The sequence below is a fragment of the Klebsiella sp. w6 genome, from assembly GCF_033100215.1.
GTDB lineage: Bacteria > Pseudomonadota > Gammaproteobacteria > Enterobacterales > Enterobacteriaceae > Klebsiella > Klebsiella variicola.
Window position 1 is genome coordinate 3,288,127 of record NZ_CP136907.1, and the last position, 19,625, is coordinate 3,307,751.

The 19,625-nt window shown below is 57.0% G+C and carries 21 protein-coding genes; 12 read left to right on the plus strand and 9 right to left on the minus strand.

The genetic code is table 11. From position 1 onward, the window contains the following. Positions 1 to 5: 5 nt before the first annotated feature. Positions 6 to 1,115 (plus strand): RecT family recombinase, encoded by a 1,110-nt coding sequence (locus R0140_RS16310; RefSeq protein ID WP_049153082.1) that lies wholly within the window; start codon positions 6 to 8, stop codon positions 1,113 to 1,115. Between the two features lie 40 nt (positions 1,116 to 1,155). Continuing rightward, a complete protein-coding gene (locus tag R0140_RS16315) occupies positions 1,156 to 1,395 on the plus strand; it encodes a DUF4060 family protein (protein ID WP_022631172.1) in 240 nt (79 codons plus the stop codon). A gap of 220 nt (positions 1,396 to 1,615) precedes the next feature. Here R0140_RS16315 and R0140_RS16320 read toward each other — a convergent pair whose 3' ends face one another. Then, complete coding sequence (locus tag R0140_RS16320) at positions 1,616 to 2,833, minus strand: tyrosine-type recombinase/integrase (protein ID WP_049153071.1); 1,218 nt, start codon at positions 2,831 to 2,833, stop codon at positions 1,616 to 1,618. A 146-nt stretch (positions 2,834 to 2,979) separates the two neighbouring features. Between R0140_RS16320 and sapC the strand changes: the two genes are divergently transcribed. Genes sapC through sapF form a run of 3 tightly spaced genes read left to right on the plus strand, consistent with a single transcriptional unit; the run spans position 2,980 to position 5,673 of the window. Further along, the gene (sapC, locus tag R0140_RS16325) at positions 2,980 to 3,870 is read left to right on the plus strand and encodes a putrescine export ABC transporter permease SapC (protein ID WP_008807805.1); all 891 of its coding nucleotides are present in this window, start codon (positions 2,980 to 2,982) and stop codon (positions 3,868 to 3,870) included. Continuing rightward, positions 3,870 to 4,862, plus strand: coding sequence for a putrescine export ABC transporter ATP-binding protein SapD (sapD, locus tag R0140_RS16330; protein WP_008807804.1), 993 nt, complete (start codon positions 3,870 to 3,872; stop codon positions 4,860 to 4,862). Before sapC ends, sapD begins: the two co-directional genes overlap by 1 nt. A 1-nt stretch (position 4,863) precedes the next feature. Beyond that, entirely contained in the window at positions 4,864 to 5,673 is an 810-nt protein-coding gene (sapF, locus tag R0140_RS16335) for a putrescine export ABC transporter ATP-binding protein SapF (RefSeq protein WP_004140269.1), read from the plus strand. Between the two features lie 28 nt (positions 5,674 to 5,701). Here the strand turns inward: sapF and hutH are convergent, their stop codons facing one another. The 5 genes from hutH to R0140_RS16360 are packed head-to-tail and all read right to left on the minus strand — an operon-like array spanning position 5,702 to position 10,311. Further along, complete coding sequence (hutH, locus tag R0140_RS16340) at positions 5,702 to 7,201, minus strand: HAL/PAL/TAL family ammonia-lyase (protein WP_110185168.1); 1,500 nt, start codon at positions 7,199 to 7,201, stop codon at positions 5,702 to 5,704. Next, on the minus strand, positions 7,198 to 7,992 hold the full coding sequence (locus R0140_RS16345; RefSeq protein ID WP_008807802.1) for an ABC transporter ATP-binding protein: 795 nt from the start codon (positions 7,990 to 7,992) through the stop codon (positions 7,198 to 7,200). The genes hutH and R0140_RS16345 overlap by 4 nt, the downstream gene beginning before the upstream one ends. 1 nt (position 7,993) lies before the next feature. Further along, the gene (locus R0140_RS16350; protein ID WP_008807801.1) at positions 7,994 to 8,725 is read right to left on the minus strand and encodes an ABC transporter permease; all 732 of its coding nucleotides are present in this window, start codon (positions 8,723 to 8,725) and stop codon (positions 7,994 to 7,996) included. 9 nt (positions 8,726 to 8,734) lie between these two features. Beyond that, positions 8,735 to 9,454, minus strand: a complete 720-nt coding sequence (locus R0140_RS16355; RefSeq protein WP_008807800.1) for an ABC transporter permease — start codon at positions 9,452 to 9,454, stop codon at positions 8,735 to 8,737. 11 nt (positions 9,455 to 9,465) lie between these two features. After that, a complete protein-coding gene (locus R0140_RS16360) occupies positions 9,466 to 10,311 on the minus strand; it encodes a transporter substrate-binding domain-containing protein (RefSeq protein ID WP_012542041.1) in 846 nt (281 codons plus the stop codon). A 210-nt stretch (positions 10,312 to 10,521) separates the two neighbouring features. Here R0140_RS16360 and R0140_RS16365 point away from each other — a divergent pair, with 210 nt between their 5' ends. The 7 genes from R0140_RS16365 (at position 10,522) to osmB (ending at position 17,067) form a co-directional block, all read left to right on the plus strand. Continuing rightward, positions 10,522 to 11,064 carry a HutD/Ves family protein gene (locus tag R0140_RS16365; protein WP_012968439.1) on the plus strand — a complete coding sequence of 181 codons (543 nt, stop codon included), beginning with the start codon at positions 10,522 to 10,524 and terminating at the stop codon, positions 11,062 to 11,064. A 199-nt stretch (positions 11,065 to 11,263) separates the two neighbouring features. After that, the gene (fabI, locus tag R0140_RS16370; protein WP_008807797.1) at positions 11,264 to 12,052 is read left to right on the plus strand and encodes an enoyl-ACP reductase FabI; all 789 of its coding nucleotides are present in this window, start codon (positions 11,264 to 11,266) and stop codon (positions 12,050 to 12,052) included. Between the two features lie 190 nt (positions 12,053 to 12,242). Continuing rightward, a complete protein-coding gene (locus R0140_RS16375) occupies positions 12,243 to 13,400 on the plus strand; it encodes a carboxymuconolactone decarboxylase family protein (protein WP_023322434.1) in 1,158 nt (385 codons plus the stop codon). Positions 13,401 to 13,481: 81 nt separating this feature from the next. Beyond that, a complete protein-coding gene (locus tag R0140_RS16380) occupies positions 13,482 to 15,416 on the plus strand; it encodes an exoribonuclease II (RefSeq protein ID WP_008807795.1) in 1,935 nt (644 codons plus the stop codon). 158 nt (positions 15,417 to 15,574) lie between these two features. Next, the gene (locus tag R0140_RS16385; RefSeq protein ID WP_012542045.1) at positions 15,575 to 15,754 is read left to right on the plus strand and encodes a protein YciZ/DeoL; all 180 of its coding nucleotides are present in this window, start codon (positions 15,575 to 15,577) and stop codon (positions 15,752 to 15,754) included. A gap of 71 nt (positions 15,755 to 15,825) precedes the next feature. Next, positions 15,826 to 16,575 (plus strand): DNA-binding transcriptional regulator YciT, encoded by a 750-nt coding sequence (locus R0140_RS16390; protein WP_008807793.1) that lies wholly within the window; start codon positions 15,826 to 15,828, stop codon positions 16,573 to 16,575. Between the two features lie 273 nt (positions 16,576 to 16,848). After that, the gene (gene osmB / locus R0140_RS16395) at positions 16,849 to 17,067 is read left to right on the plus strand and encodes an osmotically-inducible lipoprotein OsmB (RefSeq protein WP_002901783.1); all 219 of its coding nucleotides are present in this window, start codon (positions 16,849 to 16,851) and stop codon (positions 17,065 to 17,067) included. Between the two features lie 129 nt (positions 17,068 to 17,196). Here osmB and yciH read toward each other — a convergent pair whose 3' ends face one another. From yciH to lapB, 3 genes are all read right to left on the minus strand, one after another. After that, the gene (gene yciH, locus R0140_RS16400) at positions 17,197 to 17,523 is read right to left on the minus strand and encodes a stress response translation initiation inhibitor YciH (protein WP_110185167.1); all 327 of its coding nucleotides are present in this window, start codon (positions 17,521 to 17,523) and stop codon (positions 17,197 to 17,199) included. Further along, entirely contained in the window at positions 17,523 to 18,260 is a 738-nt protein-coding gene (gene pyrF / locus R0140_RS16405) for an orotidine-5'-phosphate decarboxylase (protein WP_022065864.1), read from the minus strand. Before pyrF ends, yciH begins: the two co-directional genes overlap by 1 nt. Before the next feature lie 191 nt (positions 18,261 to 18,451). After that, positions 18,452 to 19,621, minus strand: a complete 1,170-nt coding sequence (gene lapB, locus R0140_RS16410; protein WP_008807790.1) for a lipopolysaccharide assembly protein LapB — start codon at positions 19,619 to 19,621, stop codon at positions 18,452 to 18,454. Positions 19,622 to 19,625: the final 4 nt, after the last annotated feature.

Here is a 19,625-nt window from a genome sequence, read left to right on the forward strand (position 1 = left end):
TGACTATGGAAAACACAAACATCATCACATCTGAACAGCAAGTGCCAAACAATATATCTGCAAACAACTCCATTTTTAACGTTCAGGCACTGAGCCAGTTAACGGCGTTTGCAGAACTAATGTCTGCGGCCAGCATTGCGATCCCGGATCATCTCGCAGGCAAACCTGCCGACTGCATGGCAATCGTTATGCAGTCAATGCAATGGGGAATGAACCCTTACGCTGTCGCACAAAAAACGTTCTTTGTAGGTGGAAAAATCGGGTACGAAGCCCAGCTCATCAGCGCAATCCTCAGCAGTACGGGAGCCATCCGCGGGCGTTTTCATTATGAATACGAGGGTGACTGGTCTAAATGCACCCGCTCGAAAGAAGTTACAACTACAAAATCCGGAAGAAACGGCAATTACGAAAAGACAGAACGTATACGAGCCTGGAGTGATGAAGATGAAGAAGGCTTGTATGTGCGGGCTGGGGCGGTAATTAAAGGTGAAACTGAGATTACTTGGTGTGAACCCGTTTATCTTTCAAGCGTGGTAATTCGAAACTCGCCACTTTGGGCAACTAATCCTAAGCAGCAGATTGCTTATCTCGCGACAAAATACTGGTCTCGTATCTACTGCCCTGCCGCAATCATGGGTTTTCAGGATGCTGATGATCTTGCCTATCGCGAAGAGAAAGTTATCAATCCAGAGCCTGTTCAACGCATGAGTATGAAGGAAATCACCTCTGATGTTGAAACGACCACCAGCGCGCAAGAGCCTGCATCTAACGTCGACTCTGTTGCTGACGAACTCCGAGACCGGATTGATACAGCTGACTCAGTGGACCAGGCCAAAGCCATTCGTGCAGACATCGAATCACAGAAAGCTCTGCTGGGTACTGCTTTGTATACCGAACTGAAGAGTAAGGCGGTGAAACGCTACTACCTTGTTGATGCGAAGAACAAAGTTGAGGCCGCCATAAATTCACTCCCTAACCCGGGGGATCCGGAAGCAGAAGCATTATTCGCGAAGGCAGAAAGCACCTTGACCTCATCGCGCCGCCACCTCGGTGATGAACTGTATGACAAGTTCCGCATCACCTTGGACGACATGAAACCGGAATACGTGGGCTAACCAGATCGGGAGAGGAAACTCTCCCGATAAAGGAATGTATATGCGATTGATTAACCGAAGCAGACACTCCCCTCTGGGCCGCCAGGCGTGCGATGCCGCGCTGGCAAAACACGTTGAGCTTTATGGAGCTTACGGGCGACAGAAAACGAAGAGAACTTATACGGTGGTGGTTCAAGGCTCAAAGATCACTGTAGAAGTTGTTAACAGAAAAAGTAGCTATGTGGCCACAGCCATGAGCTGCGCACGCCGGCTACACCATCTGCCTGGACAATGTAACTAAGGGGTTTTTATGACTAATACATCTCATAAATCAGATGAAATTTTGATAACCGATGACGTTCTGTCCAGATACAAAATATCGCGCAGCACACTCTATTTCTGGAGCACCCCATCCCGGATGCCCTCTTACTTTGCTCAGCCATTCCCGCAGCCTAAAATAAATGGCAGCCCTAAAAGGTGGAGACTTTCAGACTTGCTGGCCTGGGAAGATAACGTGGGGATCAAACCAGAGACTGACCAACCAGCTTCTCAAGATGATCCTGCCAAACAGCAAGCCAGTGACGCTGATCATCCAGATAATCATGCAGGTTATAACGTGCCATGACACCTGCCATATGATGGCCAAGCAGTTTTTCCACAACATGTGGCGGCGCACCTAATTCAGAAAGGCGTGTCGCCACTGTTCGCCTGAGGTCATGGAGAGACCAGGGTTTCATGCCTGTTTTAGCTATAATCTGAGCAGAAAACAGAGCGACGTTTGGTTGTAGTGGAGGTCTGTCATCTTCTGGCCCCCTGTAACGTGACAGTGTCACAACGTGTTTTGAAACTGACGTTTCCTTCTCTGCTAACATCATTCTTACTACTGCCTCGGGAAGTGCCCTCCTGACCGATTTCCCGGTTTTATAATCGCTTGCCGGAATGGTCCACGTTTGCTCATGGAAATCGAACCACTCCCATCTTGCTGTTCTGATCTCTGTACTCCGGCAGCCAGTCATGATGAGAAACTTCATTATCAGCTGTTGTCTGTACTTCAATTCAGGAAGGATGTTCCAAACTGTTTTGATTTCCTCATCACTCAATCTGCGATCTTTTACGGATGCTGTGAGACCTACGTCAGAGCGCCTAAGGCTCTCAATTGGGTTCACATTAATTACCCCTCGATTGGAGCAGAAACGGAACGTACGCTGCATCAGCCCCAGCATCTGACCAGTGACAACTCTTCGCCCCATGCCATCAAAAAGGTTAAGCCAGTGCGCTTTAGTGGTCTGATCAACAATCATGTCCCCCAGCACAGGCGCTATATGGTTATTGAAGTCCCGCCGGTTAACCTTGATTTTCACAAGACCTTCAGGGATGCAGTAATACTTTTCCCAGTAATCGAAAGCCTCTTTAACGGTGAGCGCTTCGACTTTTTTCTGTTTCTCCAGAACTGTTTGCCGTCTCGGATCGAGTCCTTCTGTCAACCAGGCCCTGAACTGCTGTCTACGTTCGCGAGCTTGAGATAAGGAGGTGGTGGGATAATCGCCAATCGTTAGCTGAGCGGCTTTCCCGTTCCATCTGTAGCGGTAAAAGAATGTTATACTGCCGGAAGTAGACAACCGGACATTCAGACCATGAGCGTCCGATATGACCTCGATCTGGTCTCTCTTTTTGCCAAGAGCTTTTCTTAATTTTGTGTCGGTAAGCAATGTGTACACTCCGGAAGATGATATACACATCAGTGTACACATTTTGGTTAAATTGATAACCTTCAAATCAATGTAGAACACACAAAATTAAAGCACTAAAAGCTGGCAAGATGTTGTTATTAGATGGATTTTTGAAAAGACTTAAAGCATGACTAACAAACTTAAAACGGATTCATATGCCCTACGATAGCGTTTATCTGGAAAAGCGTCCGCCCGGCGCGCTGCGCACCGTATGGCGTAAATTCTATGGTGACACCACGGCGATGATCGGCCTGTACGGCTGCGCGGGCCTGTTGCTGCTCTGCGTCTTCGGCGGCTGGTTCGCCCCCTATGGTATTGATCAGCAGTTCCTTGGCTATCAGTTGCTGCCGCCGTCGTGGTCGCGCTATGGCGAAGTCTCCTTCTTCCTGGGGACCGATGACCTGGGCCGCGATGTGCTGAGCCGGCTGCTGAGCGGCGCGGCGCCAACCGTCGGTGGGGCTTTTGTCGTCACCCTCGGCGCGACGCTGTTTGGCCTGGTGCTGGGCGTGATTGCCGGGTCGACTCACGGCCTGCGCTCGGCAGTGATGAACCATATTCTCGATACCCTGCTCTCTATTCCCTCGCTGCTGCTGGCGATTATCGTCGTCGCCTTTGCCGGGCCGCACCTCAGCCATGCGATGTTCGCCGTCTGGCTGGCGCTGCTCCCGCGCATGGTGCGTTCCGTCTACAGCCTGGTCCACGACGAGCTGGAGAAAGAGTACATTATCGCCGCCCGCCTCGACGGAGCCTCGACGCTGAACATTCTGCTGTTCGCCATTCTGCCCAATATTGCCTCTGGCCTGGTGACCGAGATCACCCGCGCCCTGTCGATGGCTATTCTGGATATTGCCGCGCTGGGCTTTCTTGATCTCGGCGCCCAGCTGCCTTCGCCGGAATGGGGAGCCATGCTGGGCGATGCGCTGGAGCTTATCTATGTCGCGCCGTGGACTGTGATGCTGCCCGGGGCGGCGATTATGCTCAGCGTACTGCTGGTCAACCTGCTGGGCGACGGTATTCGCCGGGCAATCATTGCCGGGGTACAATAATGCCGTTACTCGATATTCGTCACTTAACTATCGAATTTAGAACCAACGAAGGTTGGGTGAAAGCCGTCGATCGCGTCAGTCTGACCCTGACTGAAGGCGAGATCCGCGGCCTGGTGGGCGAATCCGGCTCCGGGAAAAGCCTTATTGCCAAAGCTATCTGCGGGGTGACCAAAGACAACTGGCGGGTCACCGCCGACCGCATGCGTTTCGATGACATCGACCTGCTGCGACTGTCGAACCGCGAGCGGCGGAAACTGATCGGCCACAACGTGTCGATGATTTTTCAGGAGCCGCAGTCCTGTCTTGATCCCTCTGAGCGCATCGGCCAGCAGCTGATTCAGAGTATCCCCGGCTGGACCTACAAGGGGCGCTGGTGGCAACGGCTGGGCTGGCGTAAGCGCCGGGCCATCGAGCTGTTGCACCGCGTCGGCATTAAAGATCACAAAGATGCCATGCGCAGCTTCCCCTATCAGTTGACCGAAGGCGAGTGCCAGAAGGTGATGATTGCCATCGCCCTGGCCAACCAGCCGCGCCTACTGATCGCCGATGAACCGACCAACGCCATGGAGCCAACGACTCAGGCGCAGATTATCCGCCTGCTGACGCGGCTCAATCAGAACAACAACACCACCATTCTGCTGATCAGCCACGATCTGCAGATGCTCAGCAAATGGGCGGATAAAATCAACGTCATGTACTGCGGGCAGACGGTGGAGAGCGGGCCCAGCGAAGAGCTGGTCACCCTGCCGCATCACCCCTATACCCAGGCGTTAATCCGCGCGATCCCGGATTTTGGCAGCGCCATGCCGCATAAAAGCCGCCTCAACACCCTGCCAGGGGCGATCCCTCTGCTGGAGCAGCTGCCCATCGGCTGCCGTCTGGGGCCGCGCTGCCCTTACGCCCAGCGCGAGTGTATCGAAACGCCGCGTCTTACCGGGGCGCGCAACCATCTGTACGCCTGTCATTTCCCGCTGAACATGGAGAAAGAGTGAAATGGTCGAAACATTGCTGGAAGTTCGCCAACTCAGTAAGACCTTTCGCTACCGCACCGGCTGGTTTCACCGCCAGACGGTGGAGGCCGTCAAGCCGCTGAGTTTTACCCTGCGTGAACGGCAGACGCTGGCGATTATCGGCGAGAACGGCTCCGGGAAATCCACCCTCGCCAAGATGCTGGCGGGCATGGTGGAACCCACCAGCGGCGAGCTGCTGATCGACGACCATCCGCTGACTTTCGGGGATTACTCCTACCGCAGCCAGAAGATTCGTATGATCTTTCAGGATCCGTCGACCTCACTGAACCCGCGCCAGCGCATCTCGCAGATCCTCGATTTTCCACTGCGGCTGAATACCGACCTCGACGCCGAGGCGCGGCAGAAGCAGATTATCGACACGTTGCGCATGGTCGGTCTGCTGCCGGACCACGTCAGCTATTACCCCCATATGTTGGCGCCCGGGCAGAAGCAGCGTCTCGGCCTCGCCAGGGCGCTGATCCTGCGCCCGAAGGTCATCGTCTGCGATGAGGCGCTGGCCTCGCTGGATATGTCGATGCGCTCCCAGCTCATCAACCTGATGCTGGAGCTGCAGGAGAAACAGGGCATCTCCTATATCTATGTCACTCAGCACCTGGGAATGATGAAGCACATCAGCGATCAAGTGCTGGTGATGCATAACGGCGAAGTGGTCGAGCGCGGCAGCACTGCCGATGTGCTGGCCTCACCGCTGCACGACCTGACCCGACGCCTGATCGCCGGCCACTTCGGTGAAGCCCTCACCGCCGACGCCTGGCGCAAAGACGGGAAATAGCCCCGTCTCACTTACCTCGCTGGTGACGTCATGCCGGCGCGTGGCCAGCGTTCCGCTTGAGGATAGCCACTGCGCTGGCGATGTCCGGTGCCAGCCAGCGATCCTCCTCCCAGCCAGGCACGCTTTGGCGCAGCAGATCGCGCGCCCGACGCGTACCCGCCGCCAGCGTCTGCGGCTCGTGAAAATCGAGCCCCTGGGCCGCGAGTAAATATTCGATACCCAGGATCTGATAGAGGTTGCCGAGCAGGCGCTGCAATTTCAGCGCAGCACTGGTACCCAGGCTTAAATGATCCTCCTGCAAAGCGGAGGTAACAAAATTATCCAGCACCGCCGGCTGCGCCAGCTGCTTATTTTCCGCGCACAGCGACGCGGCGACGTACTGGGCAATCATCATGCCTGAATTCACCCCGGGTCGGGCGACCAGAAACGCTGGCAAGCCGCTCACCAGAGGATTCACCAGCCGGTCAAGACGTCGTTCGGCGATAGCGCCCAGCTCAGCCATGGCAATAGCCAGCAAATCGCAGGCCATTGCCACCGATTCACCATGGGGATGCGCCTGGGACACCACCCGCCACTGCTCAAGGGTGCCCAGGATTAGGGGATTATCGGTACAGGCGTTAAGTTCGATATTTATCTGCGTCTGCGCATGGCTAAACTGATCGCGGCAGGCGCCATGCACCTGAGGCATCGAGCGGAGACTCAGCGCATCCTGGGTGCGAAGACCTTCGCTTTCGGCCAGCAGACGGCTGCCCGCCAGCAGCTCACGCAGCCGCTGGCCGCTGGTCTGGATCCCGGGACTGGCTTTCAGCGCCAGGATCTCGGCATCAAACGCCACAAGCTGGCCGCGCAGCGCTTCAAAGCTCATCGCCCCGGTCACATCGGCCCAGTTCATTAAGCGCTCGGCGTCGTCTAAGGCCAGGCAAGCCAGGCCGGTCATGCACGGCGTACCGTTGACCAGACTGAGCCCCTCTTTCGCTCCCGGCGCGATGGGCTGCAGATTCAGCTGCGACAGGACCTCTGCCGCAGACCACGTTCGCCCTTGCCATAGCACATCGCCGACTCCCATCAGGGCCAGGCCAATGTGCGCCATATGCGTTAAATAGCCAACCGACCCCTGAGAGGGCACCTGGGGGGTGACGCCATGCTGCAAAAACATCAGCAGTTGCTGCACTATCCCGGCGGAAATACCGGATTTACCGTGGCTGAAATTGGCCACCGCGGCGCACATAATGGCCCGGGTTGGGGCGACCTCCAGCAGCAGCCCCACCCCGCAGGCATGACTGAGCAGCGTATTGCGCGACAGCTGGTGTAACTGCGCTTCCGGCAGCGTAATGTTGCACAGCGCCCCCAGCCCGGTGTTGATCCCATAGGCCACCTGACCGGCGCTAACGATATGCTGGACAATCGCCCGCCCCTGCTCGATACGCGCCCAGGCGCTTTCGCTGAGGCTCAAGATCGCCTCGCCCCGGGCGACACAAGCCACCTCCTGCCAGCGTATCGGTGCATCGCCCCACTGGATCATATTCATACGACCTGTCCTGGCTGTTGATGGCTGGAGATAAATTGCTTAAAGCGCGCGGAACCCTGAGTGCCAAATAGCGCCTCAGGCGCACCGTCGCAGTCAATCGTCCCCTGGTGCATAAATACCACCCGGTTGGAGACATGGCGGGCGAATCCCAGTTCGTGGGTGACCACCAGCATCGTCCGCCCCTCTTCCGCCAGGCTGCGCATGACCTTTAACACCTCGCCGACCAGTTCGGGATCCAGCGCTGAGGTGGGTTCATCAAAGAGCATGACGTCTGGCTCCATCGCCAGCGCGCGGGCTATTGCCACGCGCTGCTGTTGGCCGCCGGAGAGCTGTGCCGGATAGAAATCCTTTCGGTTCAACATCCCCACCCGCTCCAGCAGTTGCTCAGCCTGTTCAATGCAGGTCCGTTTATCCCGTTTGAGCACATAATGCGGCCCCTCAATGACATTCTGCAGGACCGTCATATGCGACCACAGGTTAAAACTTTGAAAGACCATCCCCAGCCGCGAACGCAGGCGCTCTATCTGCCGGGGATTCGCCGCCAGCCGATGCCCGCGGGCGTGGTGCTTCATTTCAATCGTCTCGCCACCGACGCTGACCACCCCGGCATCGGGCGTTTCCAGCAGATTAATGCAGCGCAGCAGCGTACTTTTACCGGAGCCGCTGGCGCCGAGGATCGAAATGACATCGCCCTGCCGGGCCTGGATGGTGATCCCCTTCAGGACATCCAGGGAGCCAAAGGACTTATGAATATCGCTGACCGATAAGGTCACCGGACGTGAATCGAGCATCTTACTCTCCTTTGGTTATCGGCTTGAGCGACACGGTCGCCGGGTTTTGCCGGGTATGCGGCGTTAATCGCCGTTCTAGCAGGGCGTACAGCTGCACAATGATGAAATTAAGCAGCAAATAGATGGCCGCCGCGCAGAGGAATACCTCCATCGTCCGGTAGGTACGTTGAATAATCTGTTGCGCCACCCCGGTGACGTCCCAGACGGTCACCAGGCTTGCCAGCGCCGTAGACTTGACCAGCAGAATAGCCTCCGTGGAGTAGGCTGGCAGCGCATAACGTAGCATCACCGGGGCAATGATCCGCCGCAGCAGCAGCCAGCGCGACATGCCGCAAGCCTGACCGGCTTCAATCTGCCCCGGCGGTATCGCCAGCAACCCGCCGCGCAGAATTTCCGCGGTGTAGGCCGCCGTACAGAGCGCCAGCGCCAGAACGGCGCAGATAAAGGGTTCGCGCAGCAGCGGCCACAGGAAACTGTGACGGATCACCCCAAACTGACCCAGCCCGTAATAAATGAGAAACAGCTGGATCAGCAGTGGTGAACCACGAAAGATCAGGATATAGCCTTTGGCGAAACCGCTAGCCAGCGGCCAGTGGCTCATTCGCAGCGCCAGAACGCCGAGGGCCAGTGCGCCGCCGAGGATAAAAGAGCAAATAAAGAGCCCCAGCGTCACCGGCAGCGCCGCGCCGAGCTTTAACAACGTCTCACCGAGGAAGGCAAAATCGATAAACATACGGGCTCCTTACGCCTGCGCGGCGCTGCGACGCAGCCAGGCGCGGTTGAGATGGCTCTCCGCCCGGGTAAATGCGCGGTTAGAGAGCAGCGTCAGGATCAGATAACAGCCGCCGCCGATCAGATAGAACAGGAAATAATCGCGGGTCGAGCCAGCGGCAATCTGGCTGGCGCGCATCAGCTCAACGATGCCGGTCACCGATACCAGCGCCGAATCTTTGAGGCTCATTTGCCACACGTTGGATAACCCAGGCAGCGAATAACGGATAATCTGCGGCAACAGAATGCGCTGCAGGATCCGCCAGCGCGGCATGCCGATAGCGGTAGCCGCCTCCACTTCACCGGGCATCAGCGCCAGGCGAGCGGCACGGTAAACCTCCGCCTGATATGAGGAGGAGATCAAACCAATCGCCAGGGCGCCAATCAGAAAGGGCGGAACCTCAATAAAACCGTCAGCGCCAAACAGTCGCCCCACCCATGAAATCATCCCTGAGCCGCCAAAATAGAACAGGTAGATCACCAGTAACTCAGGGATACCGCGGAATACCACCGACCAGGCGGCGCCAAACCAGCGCGCTGGCGCATGCCGGGACAGCTTTGCGGCGGCAATGACGCCGCCTACCCCGGCACCGACGGCCAGCGCGGCGAGCGACAGCAGCAACGTGGTCAGCGTGGCACTGAGGATCAGCGTCCCCCACCCGTTTTCACCAAAACTCAGAAGATTCAACATGAGAGCCTCACTCAGGGGGTAACGTCGCTTTTAAACCATTTCTCGCTCAGTTTTTTTACCGTCCCATCGGCCAGCGCCGCCTGAATGGCGCTATCCAGTTTCGCTTTGAGATCGGGATCGGTGAGGCGCACGCCCATCGCCTCACCGCCTCCCCAGATCGGCCCGCTCATCAGCGGACCGCTCAATGCCAGATTGTTATTCTCCGGTCGCGACAGGGTGGTGTTGGCAAAGGTAATATCATCAAACACCGCATCGATGCGCTCAGCCTGCAGGTCGAGGATCGCATCCGCTGAGTTGTTATATTCCCTGATGTCAGCGATATCCTTGAAATACTTATCAATAAACGGGGTGTACACGGTGCCGGAAGCGATGCCGATAGTTTTCCCTTTCAACGCCGCGCGCAGAGGCGCAATCGCCGCCTGAATCTCTTTCTCATCATCATGAAGCTTGACCGTCGGAGACGGAGGGAGCAGCGACCCTTTTACCGCAATGAAAGAGGCCGGCGTGGCAGCGTAGGCCTGGGTAAACGCCACGACCTTCGATCGCTCCGGGGTGACGACAATAGCGTCCATGATCACGTCATATTTTCCGGCGTTAAGTCCGGCAATCATGCCATCCCAGTTCTGTACCACCAGCTTGCATTCGATCTGCATCCGCTGGCATAAATTCGCCATGAGCTCAGGTTCGAAGCCGCTCAACTTCCCTCCGGGAAGCGTCAGGTTCCAGGGTTCATAGCCGCCTTCCGTAGCGATGGTGATTGATTTCCACTCTTTAGCGTATGTTGAGCCACCAGACAGCAGTAGCCCCGAAAACAGGGTGACCAGGCAGGCCTGGCGGAAAGTAATACGCTGTTGCATTTTCATTCTCCCGATCGCGTTTTGTCATGATGGCTCTGGTCACTGCGATAAGATAATTCGTAGATGACTGCTCATGTATATACAAGCATTGACAAACCCACACACGCGCTCGATGATGGATTTGTGAGCCCTGTTGTAAATAATTTGTAAGCATGTTGCGACACGCTTGTAACAAAAACCATCCACCCTCTGAATTCCGCCGAGCAGACCATGATCTTTTTTTTTGATATCGCCACCTTACCCATCACGCCGTGGAAGAACGGTGCCGGTGCCACCCGGGAAATTATCGCCGTTCCTTCCACAGACGCCCCCTTTCTCTGGCGAGCCAGCATCGCCACTTTGCAGGCGGATGGTCCTTTTTCCCCCTTCCCCGGCGTCGACCGGGTGATCACCCTGCTGGCGGGACAACCACTACGACTGTGCGGCGGGGACATCGACCATCCGCTGACGCTCTGGCAGCCGTGGGCGTTCCCCGGCGAATGGGCGCTGTCCAGCGTCGGGATCGTTGAGCCAGGGCTGGACTTCAATATCATGACCCAGCGCGGACGTGCCTCGGCGAGAGTAAAGGTGATAAACGACCAGCAACGCCCTGCCACTGAGGGAGTCGCTTATGTTCTTCAGGGCGAGTGGGATCTGGCCGGGCAGCGAAGTGTGGCCGGCAGCGGTCTCTGCTGGCGCGGTGAATCCCCTGGCGAGCTGCACCCCCTCAGTGCCAACGGGTGTCTGCTGCTGGCGGAGATCGCGCTCAAATAATCATCAGAAGAGAGAGTATACTGGAGCTATCGCGATACGCTTTTGCTCCGCACGCCGCGGGCGCGGCTGAAAAATATCGTGACACAAGGGGTCGTCAGTGGGATATAATTCCCGGCTAAATTTGAGTTATTTTGAAATAACAATGTTAACGTTATGATTGTTAAAGTAAAAATAAGCAATAACGATAAGGATTAAAGCTATGGGTTTTCTTTCCGGTAAGCGCATTTTGATCACTGGCGTCGCCAGCAAACTGTCCATCGCCTACGGTATTGCGCAAGCAATGCACCGCGAAGGCGCGGAACTGGCATTCACCTATCAGAATGAAAAACTGAAAGGTCGCGTAGAAGAATTTGCTGCCGCGCTGGGTTCTGACATTGTGCTGCCGTGCGACGTTGCTGAAGATGAGAGCATCACCGCGCTGTTCACCGAGCTGGAAAAAGTCTGGCCGAAATTCGATGGTTTCGTCCACTCTATCGGTTTTGCCCCGGCTGACCAGTTAGACGGCGACTACGTTGACGTTGTCACCCGCGACGGCTTCAAAATCGCGCACGACATCAGCGCCTACAGCTTCGTGGCGATGGCCAAAGCCTGCCGCAGCATGCTGAACCCGGGCTCTGCTCTGCTGACGCTCTCCTACCTGGGCGCAGAGCGCGCGATCCCGAACTACAACGTAATGGGTCTGGCCAAAGCCTCTCTGGAAGCTAACGTCCGCTATATGGCTAACGCCATGGGTCCGGAAGGCGTTCGCGTCAACGCCATCTCTGCCGGTCCGATCCGTACGCTGGCTGCTTCTGGCATTAAAGATTTCCGTAAAATGCTGGCGCACTGCGAAGCGGTCACCCCGATCCGTCGCACCGTCACCATTGAAGATGTGGGCAACAGCGCAGCCTTCCTGTGCTCTAACCTGTCCGCGGGTATCTCCGGTGAAGTCGTTCACGTTGACGGCGGGTTCAATATCGCCGCCATGAACGAGCTGGAACTGAAGTAAGTTCTTTCCCTCCTCACCCCGGTGAGGAGGGTTCTTCCTTCCCCCCATCCCTTACGCTCCCCCTGTTATTCCAATCGGCTATTTGTTAGCACGTATCAATATTTTCTCCTGCTTCCGGGTTACGCCAGGATAGTTCTGCATAAACGATCCGCGGAACGGCGGTTCGCCACATACCGAACAAGGAAAGCCCATGGAGCCACGCCGCGTGAATGGCAAAAACCACTGGTATCACGAAACCCAGTCAACAATCTGCCCGGTGGATGTTCTACCGCTTGTCCCTGAAGCCGCCCATGTTGAAGACCGCTTTTTGCTGGACCTGACGCTGCCGGAAGCCTGGCTACACATCCACGCAGGCTGGCTGCACCCCGCTCGCCAGCTGGCAGAGCGGTTGTTTCCCGACCAGGTGGCGGTGAGTCGCCTGCAGACCTTTACCGCCTACGATCGCCTGAGCACCGCGCTGACTGTCGCCCAGGTTTATGGTGTCCAGCGGTTGTGTAACCACTATGCCGCCCGCCTGGCTCCCCTCCCTGGCCCTGACTCTTCGCGCGAGAGCAACCGTCGCCTGGCGCAGATCACTCAGTATGCTCGTCAGCTCGCCAGTTCGCCCTCCGTCATTAACGCCCTCTCGCGCAGCCAGCTGGACGAAGTGGGCTTAACCAGCCGGGATATTATCCTGATCAACCAGATTATCGGTTTCGTGGGCTTCCAGGCCCGGGCGATTGCCGTCCTGCAGGCGGCGCTGGGCTATCCGGTGCGCTGGATCCCCGGCATGCCTCAGCAAGAGGAGGCCCCTGCCGAACTGTTCACCGCGCCACCAGGAGAGTGGCAGAGCGACCTTGAGGACCCCGATCTGCAGTATGCCGATGATGAGCGCCAGCGGCGCATCGCCGGCTGGCAGTCGCTGCCCGGTCTGGGTGAGCTGGCCCCACTGCTGGCCTGCGACCCACCGTTGTTCACGCCTCTGGAGACCTTGATCCGCCAGCTCAGCACGGATGATACCTTTGGCCCGCAGGTCGCCTTACTCGCAGCGCGCACCAACGGCAGCCCCACCTGTTTTGACGCCTGGATCCCCCACTGGCAGGGTGAAGAGGAGTTCGCCAGCCATCTGCGGGAGGGCGACCAGGCCCTCCATCACTGGCTCCAGCAGCATCCTCAGTCCCGGTCTCTCGTGACCGCGGTGCAGCTGTTAACCCGCTCGCCGGACCGGTTTAGCGCCGCCCAGTTAACGCCCCTCGCGGAATATGGACTCTCTGCGGAACAAGCGATCGATCTGTTGACCTGGAGCGGGCTGTGCGGATGGATGAATCGTCTGAAAATCGCCCTCGGCAATGTGCGTCAGCAGACGTAAATTGCTGAAACAGCGCTTGCTGCGGCAGGCATATTCGCGTAAAAATGTCAGCCGCTCTTTTAGCCACGAAAATACCTAATTATGTTTCAGGATAACCCGCTGCTAGCGCAGCTTAAACAGCAACTGCATTCCCAGACGCCGCGCGCGGAAGGGGTCGTTAAGGGCACGGAAAAGGGCTTTGGCTTCCTCGAAGTGGACGCTCAGAAGAGCTACTTCATTCCGCCGCCGCAGATGAAAAAAGTGATGCATGGCGACCGTATCGTCGCGGTGATCCATTCTGAAAAAGATCGCGAAAGCGCCGAACCAGAAACCCTGGTTGAGCCGTTCCTGACCCGTTTCGTCGGTAAAGTCCAGAAGAAAGACGATCGCCTCGCTATCGTTCCTGACCATCCGCTGCTGAAAGATGCCATTCCCTGCCGCGCCGCCCGTGGCGTTGAGCATGATTTCAAACAGGGTGACTGGGCCGTCGCCGAGATGCGCCGTCATCCGTTAAAAGGCGACCGCGGGTTTTACGCGGAGCTGACCCAGTTCATCACCTTCAGCGACGATCACTTCGTCCCCTGGTGGGTAACCCTGGCGCGCCATAATCTCGAAAAAGAAGCGCCGGACGGCGTGGCCACGGAAATGCTCGATGAAGGGCTGACGCGCCGCGATTTAACCGCTCTCGACTTCGTCACTATCGACAGCGCCAGCACCGAAGATATGGACGATGCGCTGTATGCCGAATCCACTGCTGATGGCAAACTGCTGCTGACGGTCGCCATTGCTGACCCGACCGCCTGGATTGCCGAAGGTAGCAAGCTGGATAAGGCCGCAAAAGTGCGCGCCTTTACCAACTATCTGCCGGGCTTCAATATTCCGATGCTGCCCCGCGAGCTGTCAGACGACCTGTGCTCCCTGCGCGCTAACGAAGTGCGCCCGGTGCTGGCCTGCCAGATGACTCTGGCGGCCGATGGCACCATCGAAGACAACATCGAGTTCTTTGCCGCCACCATCGAGTCGAAAGCCAAGCTGGCCTATGACGATGTCTCTGACTGGCTGGAAGGCCGCGGCAGCTGGCAGCCGGGCAGCGACGCGATCGCGCAGCAAATTACACTGTTGAAGGACGTGTGCCAGCGTCGTAGCGAATGGCGTCAGACCCATGCGCTGGTGTTCAAAGACCGTCCGGACTACCGTTTCGTTCTTGGCGAAAAAGGCGAAGTGCTGGATATCGTCGCGGAACCACGTCGCATTGCCAACCGTATTGTCGAAGAGTCGATGATCGCCGCCAACATCTGTGCCGCCCGCGTTCTGCGCGACAAGCTCGGCTTCGGCGTTTATAACGTCCATACCGGCTTCGACCCGGCGAATACCGAACAGCTGGCGGCGCTGCTGAAAACCCACGACGTGCACGTCGACCCGACGGAGGTGCTGACGCTGGAAGGGTTCTGCAAGCTGCGCCGGGAACTGGACGCCCAGCCGACCGGATTCCTCGACAGCCGCATCCGCCGCTTCCAGTCGTTTGCGGAAATCAGCACCGAGCCGGGCCCGCACTTTGGCCTCGGCCTTGAGGCCTATGCCACCTGGACCTCGCCGATCCGTAAATATGGCGACATGATCAACCACCGTCTGCTGAAGGCCATCATCAAAGGCGAGACCATTGCGCGCCCGCAGGATGATGCCACCGTACAGATGGCGGAGCGCCGTCGTCTTAACCGGATGGCAGAGCGCGACGTCGCCGACTGGCTGTATGCCCGTTTCCTCAACGATAAAGCCGGGACCGATACCCGTTTTGCGGCGGAGATCATCGACATCAGCCGCGGCGGGATGCGCGTGCGCCTGGTGGACAATGGCGCGGTCGCCTTTATTCCGGCCCCCTTCCTCCACGCCGTTCGCGACGAACTGGTGTGCAGCCAGGAGAACGGCACCGTGCAGATCAAGGGAGAGGTGGTCTACAAAGTGACTGACGTTATCGATGTCACCATCGCCGAAGTCCGCATGGAAACCCGCAGCATTATTGCGCGTCCGGCAGTCTGACGCCTCTTCACAGCGGTTCCTCCGGGAACCGCTGCTTCTTTCCTCTCCATCCTGCTATTTCCGTCGCACCGATTAAGGTTGTGCGTTTTTTTCGCTTCTCTTTTTCATCCATTTTTAGCATCATTGATTTCATTCGTTTTTGTTACCAGGATAATGCCATGTCAGATGTGAATGCCCACCTGCTCGCCCAACGTATCGATACCGTGCTGGATATTCTGGTTGCCGGTGATTACCACTCTGCGATCCATAATCTGGAAATCCTCAAAGCGGAGCTGCTGGCACTGGCGGCGGACGACGCTGAGCAAAAAAACCAGCCCAAGGCTCCCTGGGAAATCTGATTATCGCCCATGCCGCAACCGGTGACTCATACCGGTTGCTCGCCATATAGCCCCCTAACAGTGATGTTGCTATGAACGCCCGACAACAAAGTATTTTGCAAGTGGTCATTGATAAAGGCCGGATGAGCGTCGCCGATCTGGCGAAGATGACCGGTGTCTCAGAGGTCACCATTCGCCAGGATCTGAATCTGCTGGAAAAGCAGAGCTATTTGCGCCGCACCCATGGCTATGCAGTCCCACTGGACAGTGAAGATGTTGAAACCCGCATGATGACCCATTTCGCCATTAAACGTGAACTGGCCAGCCGGGCGGCGGCGCTGGTGAGCGCCGGCGAAACGGTATTCATCGAAAACGGCAGCAGCAACGCCCTGCTGGCGCGCACCCTCGCCGAACGCGGCGATATCACCATCATAACCGTCAGCAGCTATATCGCCCATCTACTGAAAGAGACGCCGGGAGAGGTGATCCTGCTGGGCGGGATTTACCAGAAACGCAGTGAAAGCATGGTGGGCCCGCTGACCCGCCAGTTCATCCAGCAGGTGCATTTCAGCAAAGCCTTCATCGGGATCGATGGCTGGCAGGCAGAAACCGGCTTTACCGGTCGCGATATGATGCGTGCGGATGTGGTTAACGCCGTGCTGGAAAAGCACTGTGAAGCGATTATTCTCAGCGACAGCTCGAAATTCAGCGCAGTTCATCCCTATCCCCTCGGTCCCGCCGGGCGCTTTAACCGCGTTATTACCGACGATCGCCTGCCGGCCGCCTGCCGCGACCAGTTACTGCACAGCGGCCTGACCGTCGATATCGTGCCATACGTCTGATCTTTACCCGCCCCGAGCCATGCCAATGCGCCATTCGGGGCGATATTACGCTCTGAGAGTATTCCGAGCCGCTAATTAAGATTTTTTACCTGACGATACATTTAAAAAAAAGTAAAATTATTATTAGCGATATAACAGGAAGTGACTATCACCTGCGTGATTTTCGTGACACCTGCGCACCCTAACTTCATGGAATTGCCCTAAAGCTGCTATTTCAGGCTATGCTTAAAGGAGCGTAGTATCCATGAATAGATTATTCAGGAGAAAAAAATGATGACTTCAACGAGCAAAAAAATGGCTGCCGTCGTTCTGGCTGTCACTGTAGCAATGTCTCTGAGCGCTTGTTCTAACATGTCTAAACGCGACCGTAACACCGCTATCGGTGCTGGCGCCGGCGCCATCGGTGGTGCGGTGTTAACTGACGGTAGCGCACTCGGAACCCTGGGTGGCGCGGCGGTCGGTGGTATTATTGGTCACCAGGTTGGCAAATAATATAATTACCTGACGAAATAAAAGAATAATTCACACGAATTGACTTACGCACGTTAAATCATTCAAGGCCGCGGCATTCACCGCGGCCTTGTTATTTCAGCATTACTTTAATTATTGCCGAAATAGCACTCAGCCACCGGCTAACTTAACCTTCATTCCTTTCGCCTCGAGCAGCGATTTGAGCAAATCCCGTTTGTCACCCTGGATCTCGATCACGCCATCTTTCACCGCGCCGCCGCAGCCACATTTCTTTTTCAGCTCTGCAGCCAGGGCGTTCAGCGTGGCATCGTCAGCATCGATGCCGCTAATCAGGCACACGCCTTTGCCCTTGCGACCGCTGGTCTGGCGCTGAATACGGATAATACCATCGCCTTTAGGCCGCACCGGCGCCGGTTTCGCTTCGTCGATACGCCCGGTTTCCGTGGAGTAGACGAGGCGGCTATTGGAATCGCTCATTATGCCTCCTTTGACAACGAGACGTTGATCGCCCGCAGCGTTGCGGCAGGATCGGCCGACTGAGTGACCGGGCGACCAATAACCATATAATCCACCCCCGCCGCCTGGGCCTGCTCGGGAGTCATAATCCGCCGCTGATCCCCGGCCTCGCTCCCCTGCGGACGGATCCCCGGGGTCACCAGCTTAAACGCCTGCCCCAGCTCCTGTTTGAAGCGCACCGCCTCCTGAGCTGAGCACACGACCCCGTCAAGACCACAGCGTTGGGTCAGCGCTGCCAGCTTCGCCGCGTAATCAGCCGGGGATAAGGTAATGCCCAGATCCTGCAGGTCGCTGGCCTCCATGCTGGTGAGTACGGTGACAGCGATCAGCAGCGGAGCCTCTTTACCAAACGGCAGCAGCGCTTCACGCGCGGCGGTCATCATCCGCGCGCCGCCGGAGGCATGGACATTCACCATCCATACGCCGAGTTCGGCCGCAGCCGCCACCGCGCGGGCCGTGGTATTGGGGATATCGTGAAACTTAAGGTCAAGGAACACCTCAAACCCGCGCTGGTGCAGATCGCGAACAAACTGCGGGCCCAACAGGGTGAACATCTCTTTGCCCACCTTCAGGCGGCAGTCTCGCGGGTCGATGCGGTCGACAAATGCCAGCGCTTTATCGCGATTATCATAGTCGAGCGCAACCACAACGGGAGAGGATGTGACAGCGCGGGAAGATGTGATAGCTGTAGACGTCATGACCAGACCTTAGTGTTGATGGGCGCCAGGGCGGCGCAAAAAAGGTAAACGGGCAGCATTCTACCTGTGATGCTAACAAAATAACAGACTGCTGTAGTAGCGCTGGCCGGACGATGGCGCTGCCGGGGCCGCGCCTGGAGAGGAGAAAAACGATGAGTATGTTGTAACTAATGGAGGGATTTTTTTTGACTTTATTGGCCGTCGAGACCGCGAATGGGTTTGATGGTGGCCCACGAGCGGCAGGATGGGCAGTGCCAGTAGAGCGTATGAGCAGTAAAGCCGCATTTCTGGCAGCGATAGCGCGGTTTGCTGCGCACCTGCTCGCCGACCATGTTTCTTAGCACCCCGAGGCTTTCTTTCGCGCGCCCTTCTTCCGCTTCGTTGAGATGGTAGTCCATCAGCTTATGGAAGACGCGCATGGTCGGGTGACGTTCCAGCTGCCGGGTAACGTAGTTTTGCGCGGCTTCGACCCCTTCCCGTTGCTCGAGGATCTGCGCCAGCATCAGTTCAGCGGTGGCCCCGGTGTTCTCATCCACACAACGGCGCAGGAAAACCTCCCACTCTTCGGCTTTACCCAGTTGCTGGTAGCAGGTCTGCAGCATCTCCAGCGTCTCACCGACCAGCTCTTTATCCTGATCGATAACCCGCTCAAGGCTCTCTACCGCTTTGGCGTAATCACCCTTTTCCATCCACACCCGGCCCATCATTATTGAGACCCGGGCGCTGTTGCGGTCTGCTGCGGCGCCTTTCTTCAGCAGCGCCATCGCTTTATCCAGATCGTTGGCCGCCATCTGCTGCAGGGCCAGCTCACACCAAAAGTTGGCGATTTCGCCACGATGTTTCTCTTTACCCAGCTTCACCAGCCGTTCAGCGACTTCGATCGCTGACTGCCAGTCGCTGGTCGCCTGGTAGATCTGCAGCAGCTGCTGCAGAGCGCTCAGGCGGAAATCGGTCTCATCCACCAGCTGTTTGAACATATCTTCCGCACGATCGTACAACCCGGCGGCCATATAGTCGCGCCCCAGCTGCTGGACGGCCAGCAGGCGCTGATCGTAGGTTAACGATGCGCTTTCCATCAGGCTCTGATGAATACGGATCGCGCGGTCAACCTCGCCGCGCGAGCGGAACAGGTTACCGAGCGTCAGGTGGGCCTCAACGGTGCCGGTATCCTCTTTCAACATATCAAGGAACAGATCGACGGCTTTATCCTGCTGGTTGCTAAGCAGGAAGTTAACCCCCGCCACGTAATCCCGTGACAGGCGGTTGGCATCGTCCTGTTTGGACTGTTGTGCACTTCTGCGCCCCATGTACCAGCCGTAGGCGGCGGCAACGGGTAAAAGCAGAAACAACAACTCCAGCATAAGA